Source organism: Enterobacter huaxiensis, from assembly GCF_003594935.2.
Taxonomy (GTDB): domain Bacteria; phylum Pseudomonadota; class Gammaproteobacteria; order Enterobacterales; family Enterobacteriaceae; genus Enterobacter; species Enterobacter huaxiensis.
Window position 1 is genome coordinate 2,935,275 of sequence record NZ_CP043342.1, and the last position, 20,325, is coordinate 2,955,599.

Sequence of the window (20,325 nt, forward strand, 5' to 3'; positions counted from 1 at the left end):
GTCTCTCTCAGAGATGGGAAACAGGCGGTATCACGCCGGGTTGCAGGTAATGTTCGATACGCAGCAGCTGGTCGGTCAGTAAAAGCTCGCGATTAAGACCGGTCACCGTTAAAAGCTGTTCGCGACTCTGGCAAACGTCATGAAGGATAGCGCGCAGAGAGGTGCCAGACAGGCGGTTCGCCAGCGTATTCACCAGCGGCCAGACGTCAGGGTTGCTCAGGAGCGTAGCTCCCTGTTGGGTCTTGAGCGAATCCAGCAGCAAGGCGGCCAGCCAGTGCAGGCGCTCGGCCGCGCGATCGCTATTGAGCGCAGGCAGCACGCTCAGCCAGTCGCCGCTGTCGACAGCGGATTCGACAGCACGGCAGAGCGCTTCGCGCTGAGACCAGACGTCTTTCTGCAGCAGGGCCAGCGCCGCCGCCGGAGCACCGCTGCTCAGGCGCAGGGCAGCTAATGCCGCATCCTGTGACACCGTCACTTCACGCTCAAGCCAGGTCAACGCCCAGGATTCCTGAGGTACCGCGAGGTGGTGAAGGCGACAGCGGCTGCGCAGCGTGGCGAGTAATCTTCCAGGCTCCCGGCATGACAGGAAAAACCAGGTTTTTTCCGGCGGTTCTTCCAGCGTTTTGAGCAGCGCATTGGCGGCTGCTTCAGTCAGGAGCGCAGCATCGTTCAGCCAGACCACCTTTGCGCCGCCCAGACGCGCGTGCTCGTACAGCTTCTCGCTGACCTCACGCACCGCATCAATACCGAGCGTGCTTTTGCCTTTTTCAAGCTCCAGCGTGTAGTAGTCCGGATGCGTGCCCGCCTGCATCAGCTGGCAGCCGCGGCATTTACCGCAGCTTTTATGCCCTTCTGGCTGCTGGCACATCAGAAAACGGGTGATGGCGTAAATTAACGCATCATCGCCCATTCCCGGCAATGCCTGAATCAGTAACGCATGATGCCCCCGACCAGCCTGATAGCTGTTAATCAGCTGTTCAAAATGGGGGCGCAACCATGGATACCATTTCATGCCTTTTGCTCCTGAACCCACTGCGTCACGGTATGCTGGATGTCGCGCGTTACGTCGTCTAAAGACTGCGTTGCATCAATGGTGCGAATAGAGCTGTCCTTCCCGGCCAGTTCCAGATAGCGTGCGCGGGTGCGGTTAAAGAAGTCGAATGACTCTTGCTCTATACGGTCCAGCTCGCCGCGCGCGCGGGCGCGTTTAAGGCCCACTTCCGGCGTCACGTCCAGATAGAGCGTCAGGTCGGGACGGAAATCACCAAGAACAGCATCGCGCAGCGTCGCCAGCATGACCCGATCAATACTACGACCGCCGCCCTGATAGGCCTGCGTCGACAAATCGTGACGATCGCCAATGACCCATTTACCTTCCGCCAGCGCCGGTTTGATAACCGTCTCTACAAGCTGAACGCGCGCCGCGTAGAACATCAGCACTTCGGCTTTGTCAGCGATAACTTCGTCGCCAACGGATTTGATATCCAGTACCAGGCTGCGCAGTTTTTCAGCCAGTTGCGTACCGCCCGGCTCGCGGGTGAAGACCATCTCCGCCACGCCAAGCGCTTTGAGCGTATCTACCACCACGTTGCGGGCGGTGGTTTTACCCGCCCCTTCAAGTCCCTCAATGACAATGTATTTACTGCGCATTTTTTTCCTTAAGTGCCTTCAGATAGTCCTGAACAGAGCGATTATGGCTGGCAAGGTTGGTATTAAAGGTATGCCCCCCTTTTCCGTCAGCCACAAAATAGAGATACGGTGTTTTAGCCGGGTGCGCGGCGGCTCGCAGAGAGGCTTCGCCCGGTGTTGCTATCGGGCCCGGCGGCAGGCCGCTAATCACGTAGGTATTATACGCCGTTGGCGTCTCCAGGTCTTTTCTGGATATCTTACCGGTATAGCTTTCACCCATCCCGTAGATGACGGTTGGGTCGGTCTGCAAACGCATGCCGATGCGCAGGCGGTTGATGAACACCGAAGCGACCCGGTCGCGCTCTGCCGCAACGGCCGTCTCTTTTTCAATGATGGAGGCCATCGTCACGAACTGGTTTTGATCTTTATAAGGCAGGCCATCAACGCGCCCCTCCCACGCCGATTCCACCGCTGCGACCATCTTTTTATGCGCGCGCTTCAGGATAGCCACGTCCGTTGTGCCGGCGGTGTACATCCAGGTATCGGGCCAGAACCAGCCTTCCACCCATTCGGGATGTTCAAATTTCAACGCCTCGGCGACCGCCTGATAGCTATCGTCTTTCAGCGTATGCTTGATGTACGGCGCGTCTCTCAGCTGTTTGAGATAATCGCTCAGGCGCATCCCTTCCACAAAGCGCAGGGGGAACTGCGCTTCTTTGCCGCTTTCCAGCAGCTGAAGCATCTCTCTGACGGTCATGTCAGGGGTAAAACGATAGGTGCCGGCCTTGAAGTGCGCCAGCTCGGGCTCAACGCGCAGCAGCCACTGGAACACGCGCGGGCGGTTTATAATCTTATCTCCGTAAAGCTGTTCGCCCAGGGCCTGACGCCCGGTGCCGGCTTTAAGGGTAAAAATGGTCTCTTCCTTAATCAGGATCTTACTGTCCGCCAGCTGACGAACTTTCCACACTCCCGCTCCGCCGGCAATACCCAGCACAACTATAAGGAGGAGAACAACGCGCAACATTTTCTTCATGACGACCTGGTTTGCTCACATATCGGGGCTAAAAACTGGAACAGTTCACGTGACGACCAACGCTGTTGGCCATACGCGCGTACGGGTAAAACAGGCATCAACGCGTTACAAATAACCACCTCATCGGCTGTTAACAGCGCGTCTTCCCTTTCGCTAACTTCGACAACGCGAAAGCCCGAGCGTGCCAGCTGCTGTAAACAAAACTGTCGCATGATGCCCTTCACCCCAGCCTGCTCCAGTGAAGGCGTGAATACATCACGACCCTTCCGCCAGAGTAAATTAGCCGCACAGCATTCCGTAATGAACCCTTCGCTGTCAAGAACCAGCGCCTCATCGGCGTCCGTCTGCTCAAGATGAGTACGAATAAGCACCTGCTCCAGACGATTGAGATGTTTGATTCCGGCAAGCACAGGGTTACGTCCCAGCCGTACAGGGCTAAGGGACAAGGCAACACCCTCTGTACGCCAGCGTGCGTAATGGGCTGGATAGGCTGATACGGACAGTATCCGCGTGGGGTGTTCACAGTCAGCCCCGCTGTACCCTCTGCCGCCGCTGCCGCGGCTGATGATGACTTTGAGTACCCCGACGCGCTTTTCTGCTGCCATCAGGCGCATTTCGTGGCGCAACGTTTCCCACTGCGTAAAGGGGATGAGCAACGTTTCGCAGGCGGTCTGAAGGCGAAGGATATGTGCGTCGAGCAGGCATACTGCGCCGTCGAGGATCCGTGCTGTCGTGAAGCAGCCATCACCAAACTGCGTCGCCCTGTCGCTTGCAGGCAAAGAGTCCTGCTCAAGGCCATTGATTAAAAACATGGAGGCTCCTTATGCATGGGCGATCAGTCTGGCAGGATGTTTCGCGGCAGACAAGAAGACCAGGCTTAATAAAAAAGGCCCGACAAGCGGACCTTTTTTATTAGCGAGCGGACGAACAGACTCAGACCTTTTTGAAGATCAGCGAACCGTTAGTGCCGCCGAAGCCGAAGGAGTTACACAGGGTGTACTCCATACCGCTCACCTGGCGCGCTTCGTGAGGAACGAAGTCCAGATCGCAACCTTCATCCGGGTTATCCAGGTTGATGGTTGGGGGAACAGCCTGATCGCGCAGCGCAAGGATAGAGTAGATTGACTCTACTGCACCCGCAGCACCCAACAGGTGGCCGGTCATGGATTTCGTGGAACTCACCATCACGCGGCGGGCAGAGTCACCGAAGATAGACTTAACCGCCTGAGTTTCTGCTTTATCGCCTGCTGGTGTAGACGTACCGTGGGCGTTGACGTAACCAATCTGTGCTGGGGTAATACCCGCATCACGAATCGCGTTTTCCATTGCCAGCGCAGCACCTGCGCCGTTTTCTGGCGGTGACGTCATGTGGTAAGCATCGCTGCTCATACCGAAACCAACGATTTCAGCATAAATTTTAGCGCCACGTTTTTTCGCATGTTCGTACTCTTCCAGTACGATCATGCCTGCACCGTCTCCCAGCACGAAACCATCACGGTCTTTATCCCACGGACGGCTTGCCGCCTGAGGATTATCGTTACGGGTTGAGAGCGCACGCGCTGCACCAAAGCCACCAACACCCAGTGGGGTACTGGCTTTTTCAGCACCGCCCGCAACCATAGCATCTGCATCGCCGTACGCAATGATACGCGCGGCCTGGCCGATGTTATGTACGCCAGACGTACATGCGGTAGCGATAGAAATGCTTGGACCACGCAGGCCAAACATGATGGTCAGGTGACCCGCCACCATGTTAACAATCGTGGACGGAACGAAGAACGGGCTGATTTTACGCGGGCCGCCATTCACCAAAGATGTATGGTTTTCCTCGATCAGGCCAAGACCGCCAATCCCGGAGCCGATAGCGGCGCCGATACGGGTAGCGTTCTCTTCCGTAATGACAAGGCCAGAATCCTGCATGGCCTGTACGCCAGCGACAATTCCATATTGAATGAAGGCATCCATCTTGCGCTGTTCTTTGCGCGAGATGATCTCTTCACAGTTAAAATCCTTTACTAAGCCAGCAAATTTCGTTGCATAGGCGCTAGTATCGAAATGGTCGATTAGGCTGATGCCGCTCTGACCGGCAAGGAGAGCTTTCCAGGTGGACTCTACGGTATTGCCGACAGGAGACAACATGCCAAGTCCGGTCACAACTACACGACGCTTAGACACGTTTGTCCTCCAGGGAGGGATAAAAAAAGAGATTCGTGGGACTAAAAAAGATAAAACTCAGGCGGTCGAATGACCGCCTGGAGATGTTCACTTACGCCTGGTGACCGTTGATGTAATCAATGGCAGCCTGAACGGTGGTGATTTTCTCAGCTTCTTCGTCCGGAATCTCAGTATCAAACTCTTCTTCCAGAGCCATTACCAGCTCAACGGTGTCAAGAGAATCTGCGCCCAGGTCTTCAACGAAGGAAGCGGAGTTCACAACTTCTTCCTGCTTAACGCCCAGCTGCTCGCCGATAATTTTCTTAACGCGTTCTTCGATAGTGCTCATACTCTTAAATTTCCTATCAAAACTCGCTTTCGCGATGGTTTTCGTAGTGTATAAAATGTTGAAAAATTTGCAACTAAATCCCGGCAGGTCTTACCACGATTTTACGTTATTTTGAGGCCATTCGCCCTAATAACGCAAATATTTTCGATCGTGGTTAAACCATATACATCCCGCCGTTGACGTGGAGAGTCTCACCAGTGATGTAACTCGCTTCGTCAGAGGCTAAAAATGCAACCGCACTGGCGATTTCTTTAGGGTCGCCAAGACGCCCCGCAGGAACTGCTGCCAGTGTACCCGCACGCTGATCATCGGTCAGCGCACGCGTCATGTCCGTTTCAATAAAGCCCGGAGCAACAACGTTTACAGTAATACCGCGGGACGCAACTTCACGTGCCAGCGACTTACTGAAGCCAATCAGACCTGCTTTCGCCGCAGCGTAGTTAGCCTGACCAGCATTTCCCATGGTACCAACCACAGAACCAACAGTGATAATACGACCATGACGCTTTTTCATCATAGCGCGCATTACCGCTTTTGACAGACGGAATACAGATGACAGGTTGGTTTCGATAATATCGTTCCACTCATCATCTTTCATTCGCATCAACAGGTTGTCGCGAGTGATCCCGGCATTATTTACCAGAATATCCACTTCGCCAAACTCTGCGCGAATATTTTCCAGAACAGATTCGATAGATGCAGGCTCGGTCACATTCAGTACCAGACCTTTACCGTTCGCACCCAGATAGTCGCTGATGGCTTTAGCGCCATTCTCGCTGGTTGCTGTACCAATCACTTTCGCGCCGCGCGCAACCAGTGTTTCAGCAATTGCACGGCCAATACCACGGCTTGCGCCGGTGACCAGTGCGATTTTTCCTTCAAAACTCATGGTATTCCTCTTTTATTGCGAGAGTGCCGCTGACAGGGCTTCCGGCTCGTTAATCGCCGAGGCAGTCAGGGTGTCAACAATACGTTTTGTCAGACCGGTGAGGACCTTACCAGGACCGACTTCATACAGATGCTCAACGCCCTGTGACGCCATAAACTCAACGGTTTTGGTCCACTGTACCGGGCTGTAAAGCTGGCAAACCAGTGCGTTACGGATAGCCTCCGGCGCGGTTTCGCATTTCACATCGACGTTGTTCACAACGGAAATCGTCGGTGCGTTAAAGGTAATTTTTTCCAGCTCAACGGCCAGTTTGTCGGCTGCAGGCTTCATCAGCGCACAGTGAGACGGCACGCTCACAGGCAGCGGCAGCGCGCGTTTCGCGCCCGCAGCTTTACAGGCGGCACCCGCACGTTCAACCGCTTCTTTATGACCGGCGATAACAACCTGGCCCGGCGAGTTGAAGTTTACCGGTGAAACCACCTGCCCTTCAGCAGATTCTTCACACGCTTTCGCAATGGAGGCATCATCCAGACCGATAATGGCAGACATGCCACCCGTACCTTCAGGCACCGCTTCCTGCATGAATTTACCGCGCAGTTCCACTAAACGAACGGCGTCAGCAAAGGCAATCACGCCTGCACAGACCAGTGCAGAGTATTCGCCGAGGCTGTGACCCGCGAGCAGCGCAGGTGCTTTACCGCCCTGCTGCTGCCATACACGCCACAGCGCAACGGACGCGGTCAGCAGCGCGGGCTGAGTCTGCCAGGTTTTGTTCAGCTCTTCAGCAGGACCCTGCTGCGTCAGCGCCCACAGATCATAACCCAGCGCATCAGAAGCTTCACGGAAAGTCTCTTCAATTATCGGATAGTTTGCTGCCATTTCAGACAACATCCCAACGGTTTGAGAGCCCTGTCCCGGGAACACAAAAGCAAATTGCGTCATCTTTTCATCCTTATCCTAGAAACGAACCAGCGCGGAACCCCAGGTGAAACCGCCACCGAAGGCTTCAAGCAAGACCAGCTGGCCCCGTTTGATTCGTCCATCGCGTACCGCTTCATCAAATGCGCACGGTACCGATGCCGCAGAGGTGTTGCCATGGCGATCCAGCGTCACCACAACGTTATCCATCGACATGCCCAGCTTTTTGGCCGTCGCGCTGATAATGCGCAGGTTTGCCTGATGCGGCACCAGCCAGTCGAGCGCGGAGCGTTCGAGATTATTCGCTTCCAGCGTCTCATCGACAATATGCGCGAGTTCCGTTACCGCCACCTTGAACACCTCATTACCTGCCATTGTCAGGTAGATAGAGCTGTCCGGATTAACTCGGTCGGCGTTAGGCAGCGTTAACAGCTCGCCGTAACGGCCATCGGCATGCAGATGCGTCGAGATGATGCCCGGCTCTTCGGACTGCCCCAGCAGCACCGCGCCCGCACCATCGCCAAAAATAATGATCGTGCCGCGATCGGTTGGATCGCAGGTACGCGCCAGCACGTCAGCACCGATCACCAGCGCATATTTGACGGAGCCAGATTTAACATACTGATCGGCAATACTCAGCGCATAGGTGAAGCCTGCGCACGCTGCGGCGACGTCAAACGCAGGGCAGCCTTTAATACCGAGCATGTTCTGCACCTGGCACGCTGCGCTTGGGAAGGCATGCGTGGCAGAGGTCGTGGCAACCACGATCAAACCAATTTCTTCTTTATCGATGCCAGCCATCTCAAGCGCACGCTGAGCAGCTTCGTAACCCATGGTGGATACGGTTTCGTCTGGGGCGGCGATACGACGTTCACGGATACCTGTGCGCGTGACAATCCACTCGTCAGACGTATCTACCATTTTTTCAAGATCGGCGTTGGTACGCACTTGTTTTGGCAGGTAGCTGCCGGTACCTAAAATCTTCGTATACATGTACGCTCAGTCACTTTTAGCTAATACAGATTCCAGGCGAGCGGCAATCCGCTGAGGGACTTGTCGCTGCACCGCCTGCACTGCCTGTTCAATCGCGACGGAAAAGGCTCGCTGATTGGCGGCACCATGACTCTTAATCACGATGCCGCGCAATCCTAACAGACAGGCGCCATTATACTGGTCGGGGTTGAGGTGACTGAATCGCCGCGTCAGGCTTTTTTGTAACCAACGCTTTAATAAAATGAGCCACCAGGACCTTTTTTTACCCTCCCCCTGCGATTTCAGCAGAGAAAGGAACATTCTCACCACCCCTTCCATGGTCTTCAGCGTAACGTTACCGGTGAAGCCATCACAGACCAGAACGTCCGTTTTGCCCGTCAGCAACTCGTTGGCTTCGAGATAACCAATATAGTTGATGGAAGGCACCTGTTTGAGTATTTCCGCAGCGTCGCGGATACTGTCCAGGCCTTTCGTCTCTTCTTCACCAATATTCAGTAACGCAACGCGGGGATTAGGGATCCCCACTACATCTTCTGCCAGCACCGAACCCATCACGGCAAACTGAGCCAGCATTGTACTATCACAATCCACGTTGGCGCCGAGATCCAGCACCACCGTTTTGCCCTTTTGCTGATGCGGTAATACCGTCACCAGCGCCGGACGCTCAATGCCCTCAATAGGCTTGAGCAATAATTTCGACAGCCCCATCAGCGCACCGGTATTTCCCGCACTGACGCAGGCCTGCGCGCGTCCTTCTTTTACCAACTCCAGCGCCATTCGCATAGAGCTACCACGGCTATTGCGTATAGCCTGCGATGGCCGGGCATCACTGGCAATAACTGACTGCGCAGGAATAATCTGCAGACGTGAACGTTGTTCGAAGTCAGCTTTTGCAAGTAATGGCGTGATTGTGTCGGGATTGCCGACTAAAAGAAGTGTGAGTTGCGAATTAGAATTCAGTGCCTGCAATGCTGCAGGCACTGTCACGGATGGGCCAAAATCTCCCCCCATGACATCTAACGCCAGGGTTAGACGTGTCAAGGTGTCGTCACTGCCTGGTTTGGTGTTTCCCCAGTTGCCTGGGGAAAGCCTCACTAAGCTTCATCACGCTTGCGCGTGATTACTTAGTGATTACCTTGCGGCCGCGGTAAAAACCGTCAGCAGTGATGTGGTGACGCAGGTGTTTCTCACCAGAAGTCTTGTCTACAGACAGGCTGGTAACTGCAGTCAGCGCGTCATGGGAACGACGCATGCCACGTTTGGAACGGGTTGGTTTATTCTGTTGTACGGCCATGGACCTTACTCCTCAATTACTTACGCTTTAAGCTGGCTAATACGGCAAATGGGTTTGGTTTTTGCGCTTCATCAGGCAGTTCCCCAAAGACCATGTCCGCCTCGGACACTTCACAGTGTTCAGAATCATGCACCGGAACGACTGGCAGGGAGAGGATCACTTCATCTTCAACCACGGCCAGAAGATCGATTTCACCGAATTCGTTAACCTCAATCGGCTCATACGCTTCCGGGAGTGCTTCAGCCTGTTCGTCAGAACGAACGGGACTAAAACAATACGTTGTGTGAACATGCTGCACAAACGGTTTCCCGCAACGCTGACACGCGAGCGTTACCGTCACCTTTGCATCACCGGTTAAAACGGCGAGGCGCTGGTTGTCGATAGCGAACGACATGGAGCATTCTACATCACTGTCCACACTGACTACAGATGCGGCAATACGCTCAGCCTGATCGGAAGAATAGATTCCTTCATAATCGAGGCGTTTTTGAGCCGTACGTACCGGATCAAGAGTCAGGGGTAATTTTACCTTTTGCATAGGGCGCGCATATTAACTTTGTAACGTCATAGAGTCAAAGAAAAAGGCAACCAGAGCTGCCTTTTGCCAATTATTCGCACACATTGCGGCCTGTAGTTTAAAATGGCTGGCATCGATACGCTATATCTGGTGATAAAAATATGCCAAATCTCGTTCTCGCCTCCACCTCACCCTACCGCCGAATGCTGCTGGAAAAGCTCGGGATCCCGTTTGAATGCGCAGCGCCAGAGGTTGACGAAACGCCACAGCAGGGCGAATCGCCGCGTCATCTGGTGACACGGCTCGCACAGCAGAAAGCGCAATCGCTAGCCGCACGTTATCCCGCACATTTGATTATAGGCTCCGATCAGGTTTGCGTACTGGACGGAGAGATCGCCGGCAAGCCGCATACGGAAGAGAACGCCTGCCAGCAGCTTCTGCGCGCGCGTGGCACCATCGTCACCTTTTATACGGGCCTGGCGCTCTATAACTCCGCCTCAGGCCATCTGCAAACGGAATGCGAGCCATTCGACGTCCACTTCCGCCATCTCAGCGAGCAAGAGATTGTGGATTATGTCCGCCGCGAACGTCCGCTCAACTGTGCAGGAAGTTTTAAAAGTGAAGGATTGGGGATTGCGCTGTTCGACAAGCTGGACGGTCGCGATCCCAACACGCTGGTAGGGTTACCGCTGATTGCCTTGTGTCAGATGTTAAGGCGAGAAGAGTGTAATCCGCTGACGATGTGATCCCTGCGGCCTGATGCCCTCACCCCGGCCCTCTCCCCGGCCCTCTCCCACAAGGAAAGGGGGCAAACATAAAAAACGGCAATATGCATTGCCGTTTTACATTTACCTTAGCCGCGCAGAACCTTAAGACAGCGTTTCAGCTGTTCATCCAGCGGCGCTTCAATGCGGATGATTTCGCCCGTATTTGGATGGGTAAACTTCAGCGCGGCCGCATGCAGGAAGAGACGCGACAGCCCCGTTCCCGCCAGCTGCTTATCAAACTCGCGATCGCCGTAGCGGTCATCAAACGCAATTGGGTGCCCGGCATACTGGGTATGCACGCGGATCTGGTGAGTACGCCCGGTCACAGGGCTACAGCGCACCAGCGTGGCGAATTCATAGCGCTCTTCTACTTTAAAGCGCGTCTCGGACGGTTTCCCTTCCTGGTTCACCCGCACGATGCGCTCGCCACTTTGCAAAATATTTTTCAGCAAGGGGGCCTGCACCACTTTTACGTGGGACTGCCACTGACCGCGAACCAGGGCCAGATAATCTTTCTGCATCCCTTTTTCGCGCAGCTGCTCGTGCAAAGAACGCAGAGCAGAACGCTTTTTCGCCACCAGCAGCACGCCGGACGTGTCGCGGTCAAGGCGATGCACCAGCTCCAGGAAGCGTGCTTCCGGGCGCAACGCGCGCAGCCCTTCAATTACCCCAAAGCTCAGGCCGCTGCCGCCATGTACCGCCGTGCCTGACGGTTTGTTCAGCACGAGAATATGGTCGTCCTCATAAAGGATGACATCATTCAGCGCAGCCACCTTTTGCAGCTTAGGTGAAACCACTTCTTCCTCGCGTTCGGCAACACGCACCGGCGGGATACGCACTTCATCACCGGCTTCGAGCTTGTACTCAGGCTTCACGCGTTTTTTATTCACCCGCACCTCGCCCTTGCGCAGGATGCGATAAATCATACTTTTTGGTACACCTTTCAGCTGGGTGCGCAAAAAGTTATCGATACGTTGCCCCGCGTAGTCATCCGCGATAGCAACCATTTTTACGGCTGGAGTCTCTGTTTTCATGGTTGGCGATTCTAAATATCGTCAGGCATTAGCGCCACTCATTTTTCTATGCTTATATTTACTTTTATCCGGATGACTCCGCTTTCGCGCAATCGATTTGGTGGTTATTAAACCAATTGCCACGTTGAAGTGAAGAAACTGTGAGTAACCGGGTGATAATTGGTAAAAGTCATCTTGCTATAACCCGGCCAGCAGTGGAATAATGAGGTTGTATTCCGCGTTAAATCCGGGTTTTGTAAGGATGTCGACGGAATGACCAATTTTGTCTGACCGATCATCCACGCAGCAATGGCGTAAGACGTATTGATCTTTCAGGCAGTTAGCGGGCTGCGGGTTGCAGTACTTCCCGGTATAAGGATTGTTTTCTGGAGAGTTTTCCCAGGCAATTCCCCTGATAATTGCGCTGTGTTTCCGTATGAAATACAGGCAACCGACACTCTGCGCCTCTTAACCGAGCGACAACCGTGAGGTTGGCGACGTGAATAGACACGAGGCCATCGGTTCATACCCCGGAAAGCGTCACCTTGCCCGCAGCTTTGTCGTCAATGTAAGAATAACGAGTAAGTTACGATGAAAAGAATGTTAATCAACGCAACTCAGCAAGAAGAGTTGCGTGTCGCCCTTGTGGATGGGCAGCGCCTGTACGATCTGGATATCGAAAGTCCTGGACACGAACAGAAAAAAGCGAACATTTACAAAGGTAAAATCACCCGCATTGAACCAAGCCTTGAGGCTGCATTTGTCGATTACGGTGCTGAGCGTCATGGTTTCCTTCCTCTTAAAGAAATTGCCCGCGAATATTTCCCTGCAAACTACAACGCTCATGGCCGTCCGAACATCAAAGATGTTCTGCGTGAAGGTCAGGAAGTTATTGTTCAGATTGATAAAGAAGAGCGTGGCAACAAAGGTGCCGCCCTCACTACCTTTATTAGCCTGGCGGGGAGCTATCTGGTTCTGATGCCTAACAACCCGCGTGCGGGGGGGATCTCTCGCCGTATCGAAGGTGATGACCGTACCGAGCTGAAAGAAGCGCTGGCAAGCCTTGAGCTGCCGGACGGCATGGGGCTTATCGTTCGTACCGCAGGCGTGGGCAAATCTGCCGAAGCGCTGCAGTGGGACTTAAGCTTCCGTCTGAAGCACTGGGAAGCCATCCAGAAAGCCGCAGAAAGCCGCCCTGCTCCGTTCCTGATCCACCAGGAAAGTAACGTTATCGTACGTGCCTTCCGCGACTATCTGCGTCAGGACATCGGCGAAATTCTGATTGATAACCCGAAAGTGCTTGAGCTGGCCCGCCAGCACATCGCTGCGCTGGGTCGTCCGGATTTCACCAGCAAAATTAAACTGTACACCGGTGAAATCCCGCTGTTCAGCCACTACCAGATTGAATCCCAGATTGAATCCGCCTTCCAGCGCGAAGTGCGTCTGCCGTCCGGCGGTTCTATCGTTATCGATACAACCGAAGCGCTGACCGCTATCGACATCAACTCCGCGCGTGCAACGCGTGGTGGCGATATCGAAGAGACGGCCTTCAACACTAACCTCGAAGCCGCTGATGAAATCGCCCGCCAGCTCCGCCTGCGCGACCTGGGTGGTCTGATCGTTATCGACTTCATCGACATGACGCCAGTTCGCCACCAGCGTGCGGTTGAAAACCGTCTGCGCGAAGCGGTGCGCCAGGACCGTGCACGTATCCAGATCAGCCATATTTCTCGCTTTGGCCTGCTGGAGATGTCACGTCAGCGTCTTAGCCCGTCTCTCGGCGAGTCCAGCCATCACGTCTGTCCGCGCTGCTCCGGCACCGGTACCGTCCGTGATAACGAATCACTGTCTCTGTCTATTCTGCGTCTGATTGAAGAAGAAGCGCTGAAAGAGAACACCAAAGAGGTTCACGCCATTGTTCCGGTGCCGGTGGCCTCTTACCTGCTGAACGAAAAACGTGAAGCGGTAAGTGCGATTGAAGCGCGCCAGGGCGGCGTTCGCTGCATCATCGTTCCAAACGATCAGATGCAAACCCCGCATTACCATGTGCTGCGCGTGCGCAAAGGTGAAGAGACCTCTACGCTTAGCTACCTGCTGCCGAAGCTGCATGAAGAAGAGATGGCACTGCCGTCCGATGAAGAGCCTGCCGAGCGTAAACTGCCTGAGCAGCCAGCATTAGCGACCTTCATCATGCCGGAAGCACCGCCGGAAATCGCCCAAGAAAAAACTGTCGCGAAGCCAGCTGCGCAAAAACCTGCTGCCCCAGAAGCTACGAAAGCTCAGCCAGAGCAGCCGGGCCTTCTGAGCCGTTTCTTCGGCGCGCTGAAGAAAATGTTTGCGGGTGAAGAGGTTCAGCCGGAGCAGCCGAAAGAAGCACCGAAAGAAGCCAAGCCGGAGCGTCAGCAGGATCGTCGTAAACGCCAGAACAACCGCCGCGATCGTAATGACCGTAGCGACCGCAACGATCGTGGCGATCGTAATGAGCGCCGGGACAACCGTTCTGACAACAGCGAAGGCCGTGAGCAGCGCGAAGACAACCGCCGTAACCGTCGCGATAAACAACAGCAGAACGTTGAAGATCGTGAAGTTCGCCAGCAGGCGGGCGATGAGCCTGAGAAAAACAAACAGCGTGACGAGCAGCAGCCGCGCCGCGAACGTAACCGTCGTCGAAACGATGAGAAGCGTCAGGCGCAGCAGGATGTTAAAGCCCTGAACCGTGAAGAGCCTGTTGAGCAGCAAGACGCTGAGCAGGAAGAACATACTCAGGTCATGCCGCGTCGTAAGCAGCGTCAGCTGAACCAGAAAGTCCGCTATGCTACCGAGTCGACGGAAGAGACTGCAGTCGTTACGGCTGACGTCGCCGAAAGCGCAACCGGTACACAGCTGGCAAAAGTTGACCTGCCGGCCGTCGTTGAAAGCAACGTTGAGCAGGAAGAAAACGGTGAAGGCCGTGATAACGCCGGCATGCCGCGTCGTTCACGTCGTTCCCCACGTCACCTGCGCGTCAGCGGCCAGCGTCGTCGTCGTTACCGCGACGAGCGTTACCCAACGCAGTCTCCAATGCCGTTAGCGATTGCCTGCGCATCGCCAGAAATGGCATCCGGCAAAATCTGGATCCGCTATCCGGTTGCTCGCCCAGAGCAGGTTGTTGAAGAACAGCCAGTGACCGAAGAGGTTATTGCACCTGTCGTAGCAGTTGAAGAGGTGGTAACTGAAGCCACAGCGTCGGCTGAACCTCAGGCTGTTGAACCTCAGGTTGTTGAACCTCAGATTGTTGAGGCAGAAGCACCGCATGCCGTAGAAGTGGTAACGTCGCACCCTGAAGTGATTGCTGCACCGGTGGATGCCGCACCGCAGCTTATTGCCGAGGAAGACACCGCGGTGGCCGAAGAGGTTGTGGAAGACGCTACGCCTGCAGTCGTGAAAGAAGACGCTGCTGATGTGGTTGTCGAAACCGTGACTGAAGAAGTCGTTCAGGAAGTCGAGCTTGACGTTGAGCCCGTACGTGAAGCCGCTGAGGTGAAAGCGCCTGACGTGAAACCAGAGCCGGTTGTGTCTGCACCTGCGTCTGCACACGTTGCGACTGCGCCAATGACGCGTGCCCCAGCGCCTGAGTATGTGCCAGAAGCACCGCGCAACAGCGACTGGGTTCGTCCTGAATTCAACTTTGACGGCAAAGGTTCTGCCGGTGGTCACAGTGCATCGCACCAGGCTACTGCGCCAGCAACCCGTCCGCAGTCTGCTGAATAACAGGCATTAACGTAAAAAGCCGACCTCCGGGTCGGCTTTTTTTATGGCTACTTTTCAGGTTTCCTCATGCCGGCAATCTCCGGCATGACCTGACGCATCATCTCCAGAAAGCGCCGCAAACGCGCCGGATAATAGCGCGACCACGGATAAACCAGATGAACGGGCAAGGCCGCCGGCTGCCACTCTGGCAGAATATGCACTAAGCGCCCCGCCTGAATATCCTCCTTAACCGTCCAGCTTGATACCACTGCCACGCCGAGTCCGGTGAGCGCGGTATTACGCGCTACGTACAAACTGTCGGTGCTCAGGCGCGGCGTAATGGCGATACGTGCCGGGCTCGTCGAGCCGCCCGTAAACAGCTCCACGTGGCGTTGATAAAAAGTGCTGATGGCAATCCAGGGAAGCGCCTGTAAATCATCCGGCGTCTTTATGGCAGGAAACCGTTCCAGCAGCTCGGGTGATGCCACCACCGAGCGCGGCACTTCAGCCAGCAGCACGGAGACGGTTGCCGGATCGACCTCCGCCCCCACTCTGATAGCGCAGTCAAGGTTGTCACCGAGAAAGTCGACCGACTTATCATTCAGCATCCACTCGACGGAAAGCTGCGGGTAACGCTGCAAAAATGCCGTTAGCGGCTGCAGCAGCTGGTCCTGGCCAAACGCGTGCGGGGCGCGTACGCGAAGCACCCCTACCGGTTCGTCTTCCGTTTGCCCCACCTCATCTTCCAGCGCCAGCCAGCTGTCAATCACCCGACGGGCATGCTGGTAGCAACGTTCGCCGTCGTCGGTCAGGCGGGTCGTATGGGTTGTACGTAATAACAAACGTACGCCCAGCAACGTCTCAAGTGACTGCAACCGGCGGCTGACCGTGGCCTGCGTGGTTGAAAGCTGCCTTGCCGCCGCAGAGAGCGACCCCGCTTCCACGATGCGAACAAAGGTTCGCATAAGTTCCACTCTGTCTATACGTTCATTTCGCTTCATTTTTTAATGGTCATACGCTCAACGTATAAGCGTTTTACCACCAGGCCTTCTACCGCCGCAAGCTGTACTGAGAAAAAATAGCGCTACACAACGAATGAGGAATCTCTAATGAACACAACTACTGCTCCCCAGGCCGTTAGCCGCTGGGTGATTTTGATGCTGGCTCTGGGCGCTGGCTTCAGCGTAGCCTCCATTTACTATGCGCAACCATTGCTTCCGCTGATGGGCGCGGACCTCCACCTCAGCATTGAAGGTATGGGGTTAGTTCCCACCCTGACCCAGGCAGGCTATGCGCTCGGTATCCTCTTCCTGCTGCCGCTTGGCGATCGTCATGACCGCCGAACGCTGATTCTGATAAAAAGTGCGGCCCTGGCGCTGTTTCTGCTGGGCTGTAGCCTCACCGGTCAACTTCATTCCCTGCTGCTGACCAGCCTGCTGATCGGCATGGCCGCCACCATGGCGCAGGATATCGTTCCCGCTGCCGCTATTCTCGCCCCCGAAGGGAAACAGGGAAAAACCGTGGGCACGGTCATGACCGGCCTGCTGCTGGGGATTTTGCTGTCGAGAACCGTGAGTGGCGTCGTGGGTGAAGCCTATGGCTGGCGCGTTATGTATCAGCTGGCCGCCGCGAGCATCGCCTTTGTCGGTGCGGTGATGTGGGTGGTGCTCCCCCGCTTTGCTATCCACTCCACGCTGAGCTATCCGGCACTGATGCGTTCAATGGAACACCTGTGGCGTCGTTACCCGGCCCTGCGTCGCGCAGCGCTGGCCCAGGGCTTCCTGTCAGTAGCCTTCAGTGCCTTCTGGTCTACGCTTGCGGTCATGCTGCTGGAACGTTATCACCTCGGCAGTGCCGTGGCGGGTGGTTTTGGTATCGCAGGAGCCGCAGGCGCGCTGGCCGCTCCGCAGGCTGGGGGCCTGGCGGATAAACTGGGCGCCGGGAAAGTCACTCAGATAGGTGCGATCCTCGTGACCGTCTCGTTTGCGCTGATGTTCCTGATGCCGGCTCTGGGCGTCCATGGGCAGCTTATCCTGATTGCTGTTTCCGCCATCGGTTTTGACCTCGGCCTGCAGTCCAGCCTGGTGGCCCACCAGAACCTGGTTTACAGCCTTGAACCGCAGGCCCGCGGTCGTCTGAACGCCCTGCTCTTTACGGTGGTATTCATCGGTATGGCACTGGGCTCGGCGTTAGGAAGCAAAATTTATACTCTGGCTGGCTGGCCAGGCGTGGTGGCGCTGGCGACGGCATGTGGAGCCATTGCGCTGGTCATCCGTCTGGTTGAAAGCGCCCGCGTTAGCTCAACTTCTGTAAAAACGGCATAAAAAAATGCCCAATCCAGAAGGATTGGGCAGGCAAAACACGCCCAGTTTCAGAACGTGTTCTAAGAGGTCAAGATGTTACTTGTTCATCTGGAACAGAGACATGCCCTGCATATCGCTGAACGCTTTATAAGACGCCTGCAGGGCCGCCTGCTGCATAGAGTAAGAAGAGATGACCGAGTTCCAGTCCACGTCCACCAGGTTACTCATTTGCTGAGTTTGTCCCAGCGCGCGGTCATCGCCCAGCGAATCCAGCTTGCTCAGCTCATCCAGCTTGATGCCCAGATCGGCACGCACGGTCAGCACGTTGTTCAGCGAGTTGCTCAGGCCACGGTTGGCCTTATCAATCGCCGCGGTAAACTCTTCAGCTTTGGTCTCGTCGCCTTCAATTGGCGTATTCAGCGCAGCAATCGCACTGTCCAGGATCTTAAACAGGTTCTTTTCCGGCGTACTGCCATCCGGCTCTGGCTTCGCGTTGCTGGTAAAGGTGTCAAACACCTGAGCGCCCGTATGGCTGATTTGCATGGTACGCGCGGAGTCAACCTGCTGGCTAATTGCCGTATCCCCACCGTTATAGCTCCCGGTGGTCTGGTCGAAGGCTGCAGCTTCCGTTTTGTAACCCGCAAAAATGTAGCGGCCGTTACCGTCGGTGCTGTTTGCCAAGTTCATCAGCTGATCGCGGATACCCTGCAGGTTAGTGGCCAGCGAAGCACGATCATCGTCACTCAGCGTGCCGTTGCCCGCATTGACAATCTTTTCCTGCGCGGCCTGAATAGCGGTCGTGACCTGCGATAACACGTTCTCTTCCAGCGATACTTTGGTCGTCGCGAAAGAACGCGCCAGCGCATACTGGCTGTTCTGCGTTTGCGCCTGCGATAGCACAACGGCCTGCGAGGCGGCGATCGGGTCATCGGACGGACGGTTGACACGCTTACCGGTAGACATCTGTTCGCCATAGCCGAGCCAGAGGCTTTGGGAGTTTGTCACTCCGCGCATGCTCTGCTCATACATCATCTGAGTACTAATACGCATTTTTTAACCCCGGCCTTAGCGAATGTTGATTAACGCATCAAACAGCGTGCTCGCCGTTTGCAGTACCTGCGCATTTGCCAGGTAATACTGCTGATAGCGCTGCAGGTTGCCGTATTCTTCATCCAGGTTAACCCCGGAAATCGACTGCTGCTGCTTGGTCAGCTGCGTCACCACGTTGTCTTTGGTTTCGCTACTGGTTTTCAGCGACGCGGTTGTGCTCCCTACCGTACTGACCAGTGACGCGTAGGCGTCGGTAAAGGTTTTATTCCCGCCCACCAGCTTCGCGCTCTGCAAATCCAACAGCTTTTGACCGTTGGTATTGTCGCTTTCGCCGCTATCCTTCGCAGACGCCATCGCCAGTTTAGACTCGTCGCTTATCGCAACGTCCATGTTCATGATGACGTCGTTCACCGGCTTAACCAGGAAGCTGTCCTTCTTGTCCGCCGAGCCGCTGATATTAACGTTCAGACCATCAAACGCCAGGTTGCCACTGGCGTCCGGCGTGGCCGTGAAGCTGGTTTTGTCAGACAGACGCGTCACGGTCCAGTCGGTGCCGTTGAACTCAACTTTGTAGTTGGTCGCCTGCACCTTCGAGCTGTCCGTCACGCTCGCGGTTACCGCGGCGCTGCCGGTGTTTTTGCTGTTGCTCAGCACGGATGGCAAACCGAAATCAAACAGTTTTCCACCCGCATCGCCGTTAGCGTCAAAGCCCGCTTCGTGCTGCGTGTTCATCGCGTCGGCAAAGGCCAGCGCCATCTGGTTAAGGGTGTTACGCGCCTTATCCAGATCCTCAGAGCGGAAGGTCAGCAGGCCGCCCAGGGAACCGGTGGTGATCTGCTTCTCCGGGATCTCTACGTTGCCAGACGCCGCATCCACATAGGCAATCGTGGTGCGTGAAGGGTCGGCACTGGATTTCACCGCCGCCAGCTGGCTGGCTGAGCTACCCTGCACCAGGGTGTAGCCGTTGGCGATAGAGATGTTATAGGTGCCGCTGTCCTGCACGGTCACGTCCACGCCGACAATCTTGTTCAGCTCGCTCACCAGCTGGTCGCGCTGATCGAGCAGTTCGTTCGGCGAAGCGCCCGCCCCCACCCCGGTCAGACGGGAAATCTGATCGTTTAGGTTGGCAATCTGCTTCGCATAGTTGTTGATCTGATCGACGCTGGTTGAAATCGCCGTATTGACCTGCGCATCCTGATCGCGAAGGTACTGATCGTTCGTTTTGAACTGATTGACCAGGCCATCCGCTTTACCGATCACCGTCTGGCGCGCAGCCGGATCTTCCGCGTTGCTGACCAGCGTTTGCAGGCTGGTAAAGAAATCCTGCAAGGTGGTAGAGAGCGAGTTGGTGGTGTCAGAGAGCACGTCGTCAATTTTTGACATCTGCTGATAGCGCGTGGTCAGGCCGCTGCTCTGCGTCTGCGCCGCGCGCAGCTGGTTGGTGATGAAGGCATCATACTCACGCTGCACGCCGGAGACATAAACCCCGTTGCCCACCCAGCCGCCGCCGGTCAGGGTGCTGTTCGATGCACTCAGAACGGTATTCTGGCGGGTATAGCCTGCCACGTTATAGCTTGAAATATTATTACTTACGGTATTGAGTGCCGCCTGTGCAGCACTGAGGCCACTCATGGCGCTGTTAATCAAACTGGACATGGGGGTTCCTTTTATACTTTCAGACACGAGT

19 protein-coding genes are annotated in these 20,325 nt (G+C 55.4%); 3 read left to right on the forward strand and 16 right to left on the reverse strand.

The features are described from left to right. Window positions 1-7: 7 nt before the first annotated feature. From holB to yceD, 12 genes are all read right to left on the reverse strand, one after another. A complete protein-coding gene (gene holB / locus D5067_RS14050; RefSeq protein ID WP_119934665.1) occupies window positions 8-1,012 on the reverse strand; it encodes a DNA polymerase III subunit delta' in 1,005 nt (334 codons plus the stop codon). Continuing rightward, window positions 1,009-1,650: a dTMP kinase gene (gene tmk / locus D5067_RS14055; RefSeq protein WP_119934666.1), complete on the reverse strand. Its 642-nt coding sequence runs from the start codon at window positions 1,648-1,650 to the stop codon at window positions 1,009-1,011. The genes holB and tmk overlap by 4 nt, the downstream gene beginning before the upstream one ends. After that, entirely contained in the window at window positions 1,640-2,662 is a 1,023-nt protein-coding gene (gene yceG, locus D5067_RS14060) for a cell division protein YceG (RefSeq protein ID WP_119934667.1), read from the reverse strand. The genes tmk and yceG overlap by 11 nt, the downstream gene beginning before the upstream one ends. Further along, window positions 2,659-3,474 (reverse strand): aminodeoxychorismate lyase, encoded by an 816-nt coding sequence (gene pabC / locus D5067_RS14065; RefSeq protein WP_119934668.1) that lies wholly within the window; start codon window positions 3,472-3,474, stop codon window positions 2,659-2,661. Before pabC ends, yceG begins: the two co-directional genes overlap by 4 nt. Window positions 3,475-3,595: 121 nt before the next feature. Beyond that, window positions 3,596-4,837 carry a beta-ketoacyl-ACP synthase II gene (fabF, locus tag D5067_RS14070; protein ID WP_119934669.1) on the reverse strand — a complete coding sequence of 414 codons (1,242 nt, stop codon included), beginning with the start codon at window positions 4,835-4,837 and terminating at the stop codon, window positions 3,596-3,598. Between the two features lie 91 nt (window positions 4,838-4,928). After that, window positions 4,929-5,165: an acyl carrier protein gene (gene acpP, locus D5067_RS14075; RefSeq protein WP_003857954.1), complete on the reverse strand. Its 237-nt coding sequence runs from the start codon at window positions 5,163-5,165 to the stop codon at window positions 4,929-4,931. 154 nt (window positions 5,166-5,319) lie between these two features. Then, entirely contained in the window at window positions 5,320-6,054 is a 735-nt protein-coding gene (fabG, locus tag D5067_RS14080) for a 3-oxoacyl-ACP reductase FabG (RefSeq protein ID WP_119934670.1), read from the reverse strand. Between the two features lie 12 nt (window positions 6,055-6,066). Continuing rightward, window positions 6,067-6,996 carry an ACP S-malonyltransferase gene (gene fabD, locus D5067_RS14085; RefSeq protein ID WP_119934671.1) on the reverse strand — a complete coding sequence of 310 codons (930 nt, stop codon included), beginning with the start codon at window positions 6,994-6,996 and terminating at the stop codon, window positions 6,067-6,069. Between the two features lie 15 nt (window positions 6,997-7,011). After that, window positions 7,012-7,965: a beta-ketoacyl-ACP synthase III gene (locus D5067_RS14090; RefSeq protein ID WP_119934672.1), complete on the reverse strand. Its 954-nt coding sequence runs from the start codon at window positions 7,963-7,965 to the stop codon at window positions 7,012-7,014. A 6-nt stretch (window positions 7,966-7,971) separates the two neighbouring features. Continuing rightward, a complete protein-coding gene (plsX, locus tag D5067_RS14095) occupies window positions 7,972-9,006 on the reverse strand; it encodes a phosphate acyltransferase PlsX (RefSeq protein ID WP_210433781.1) in 1,035 nt (344 codons plus the stop codon). 79 nt (window positions 9,007-9,085) lie between these two features. Then, window positions 9,086-9,259 carry a 50S ribosomal protein L32 gene (rpmF, locus tag D5067_RS14100; RefSeq protein ID WP_003857964.1) on the reverse strand — a complete coding sequence of 58 codons (174 nt, stop codon included), beginning with the start codon at window positions 9,257-9,259 and terminating at the stop codon, window positions 9,086-9,088. A gap of 16 nt (window positions 9,260-9,275) precedes the next feature. Next, complete coding sequence (gene yceD, locus D5067_RS14105; RefSeq protein ID WP_119934674.1) at window positions 9,276-9,797, reverse strand: 23S rRNA accumulation protein YceD; 522 nt, start codon at window positions 9,795-9,797, stop codon at window positions 9,276-9,278. A 140-nt stretch (window positions 9,798-9,937) separates the two neighbouring features. Between yceD and D5067_RS14110 the strand changes: the two genes are divergently transcribed. Next, window positions 9,938-10,522, forward strand: a complete 585-nt coding sequence (locus D5067_RS14110; RefSeq protein ID WP_119934675.1) for a Maf family protein — start codon at window positions 9,938-9,940, stop codon at window positions 10,520-10,522. A 107-nt stretch (window positions 10,523-10,629) separates the two neighbouring features. Here the strand turns inward: D5067_RS14110 and rluC are convergent, their stop codons facing one another. Further along, the gene (gene rluC / locus D5067_RS14115) at window positions 10,630-11,577 is read right to left on the reverse strand and encodes a 23S rRNA pseudouridine(955/2504/2580) synthase RluC (RefSeq protein ID WP_119934676.1); all 948 of its coding nucleotides are present in this window, start codon (window positions 11,575-11,577) and stop codon (window positions 10,630-10,632) included. Between the two features lie 570 nt (window positions 11,578-12,147). Between rluC and rne the strand changes: the two genes are divergently transcribed. Continuing rightward, window positions 12,148-15,306 carry a ribonuclease E gene (gene rne, locus D5067_RS14120; RefSeq protein ID WP_119934677.1) on the forward strand — a complete coding sequence of 1,053 codons (3,159 nt, stop codon included), beginning with the start codon at window positions 12,148-12,150 and terminating at the stop codon, window positions 15,304-15,306. Window positions 15,307-15,353: 47 nt separating this feature from the next. Here rne and D5067_RS14125 read toward each other — a convergent pair whose 3' ends face one another. Beyond that, window positions 15,354-16,286 carry a LysR family transcriptional regulator gene (locus D5067_RS14125; RefSeq protein ID WP_119934678.1) on the reverse strand — a complete coding sequence of 311 codons (933 nt, stop codon included), beginning with the start codon at window positions 16,284-16,286 and terminating at the stop codon, window positions 15,354-15,356. A gap of 108 nt (window positions 16,287-16,394) precedes the next feature. On the opposite strand from D5067_RS14125, the gene D5067_RS14130 reads away from it, so the two are divergent. Next, window positions 16,395-17,609, forward strand: a complete 1,215-nt coding sequence (locus D5067_RS14130; RefSeq protein ID WP_119934679.1) for an MFS transporter — start codon at window positions 16,395-16,397, stop codon at window positions 17,607-17,609. A gap of 75 nt (window positions 17,610-17,684) precedes the next feature. Here the strand turns inward: D5067_RS14130 and flgL are convergent, their stop codons facing one another. After that, on the reverse strand, window positions 17,685-18,638 hold the full coding sequence (gene flgL, locus D5067_RS14135; RefSeq protein ID WP_119934680.1) for a flagellar hook-associated protein FlgL: 954 nt from the start codon (window positions 18,636-18,638) through the stop codon (window positions 17,685-17,687). A 15-nt stretch (window positions 18,639-18,653) separates the two neighbouring features. Continuing rightward, entirely contained in the window at window positions 18,654-20,294 is a 1,641-nt protein-coding gene (gene flgK, locus D5067_RS14140) for a flagellar hook-associated protein FlgK (protein WP_119934681.1), read from the reverse strand. Window positions 20,295-20,325 lie beyond the last annotated feature (31 nt).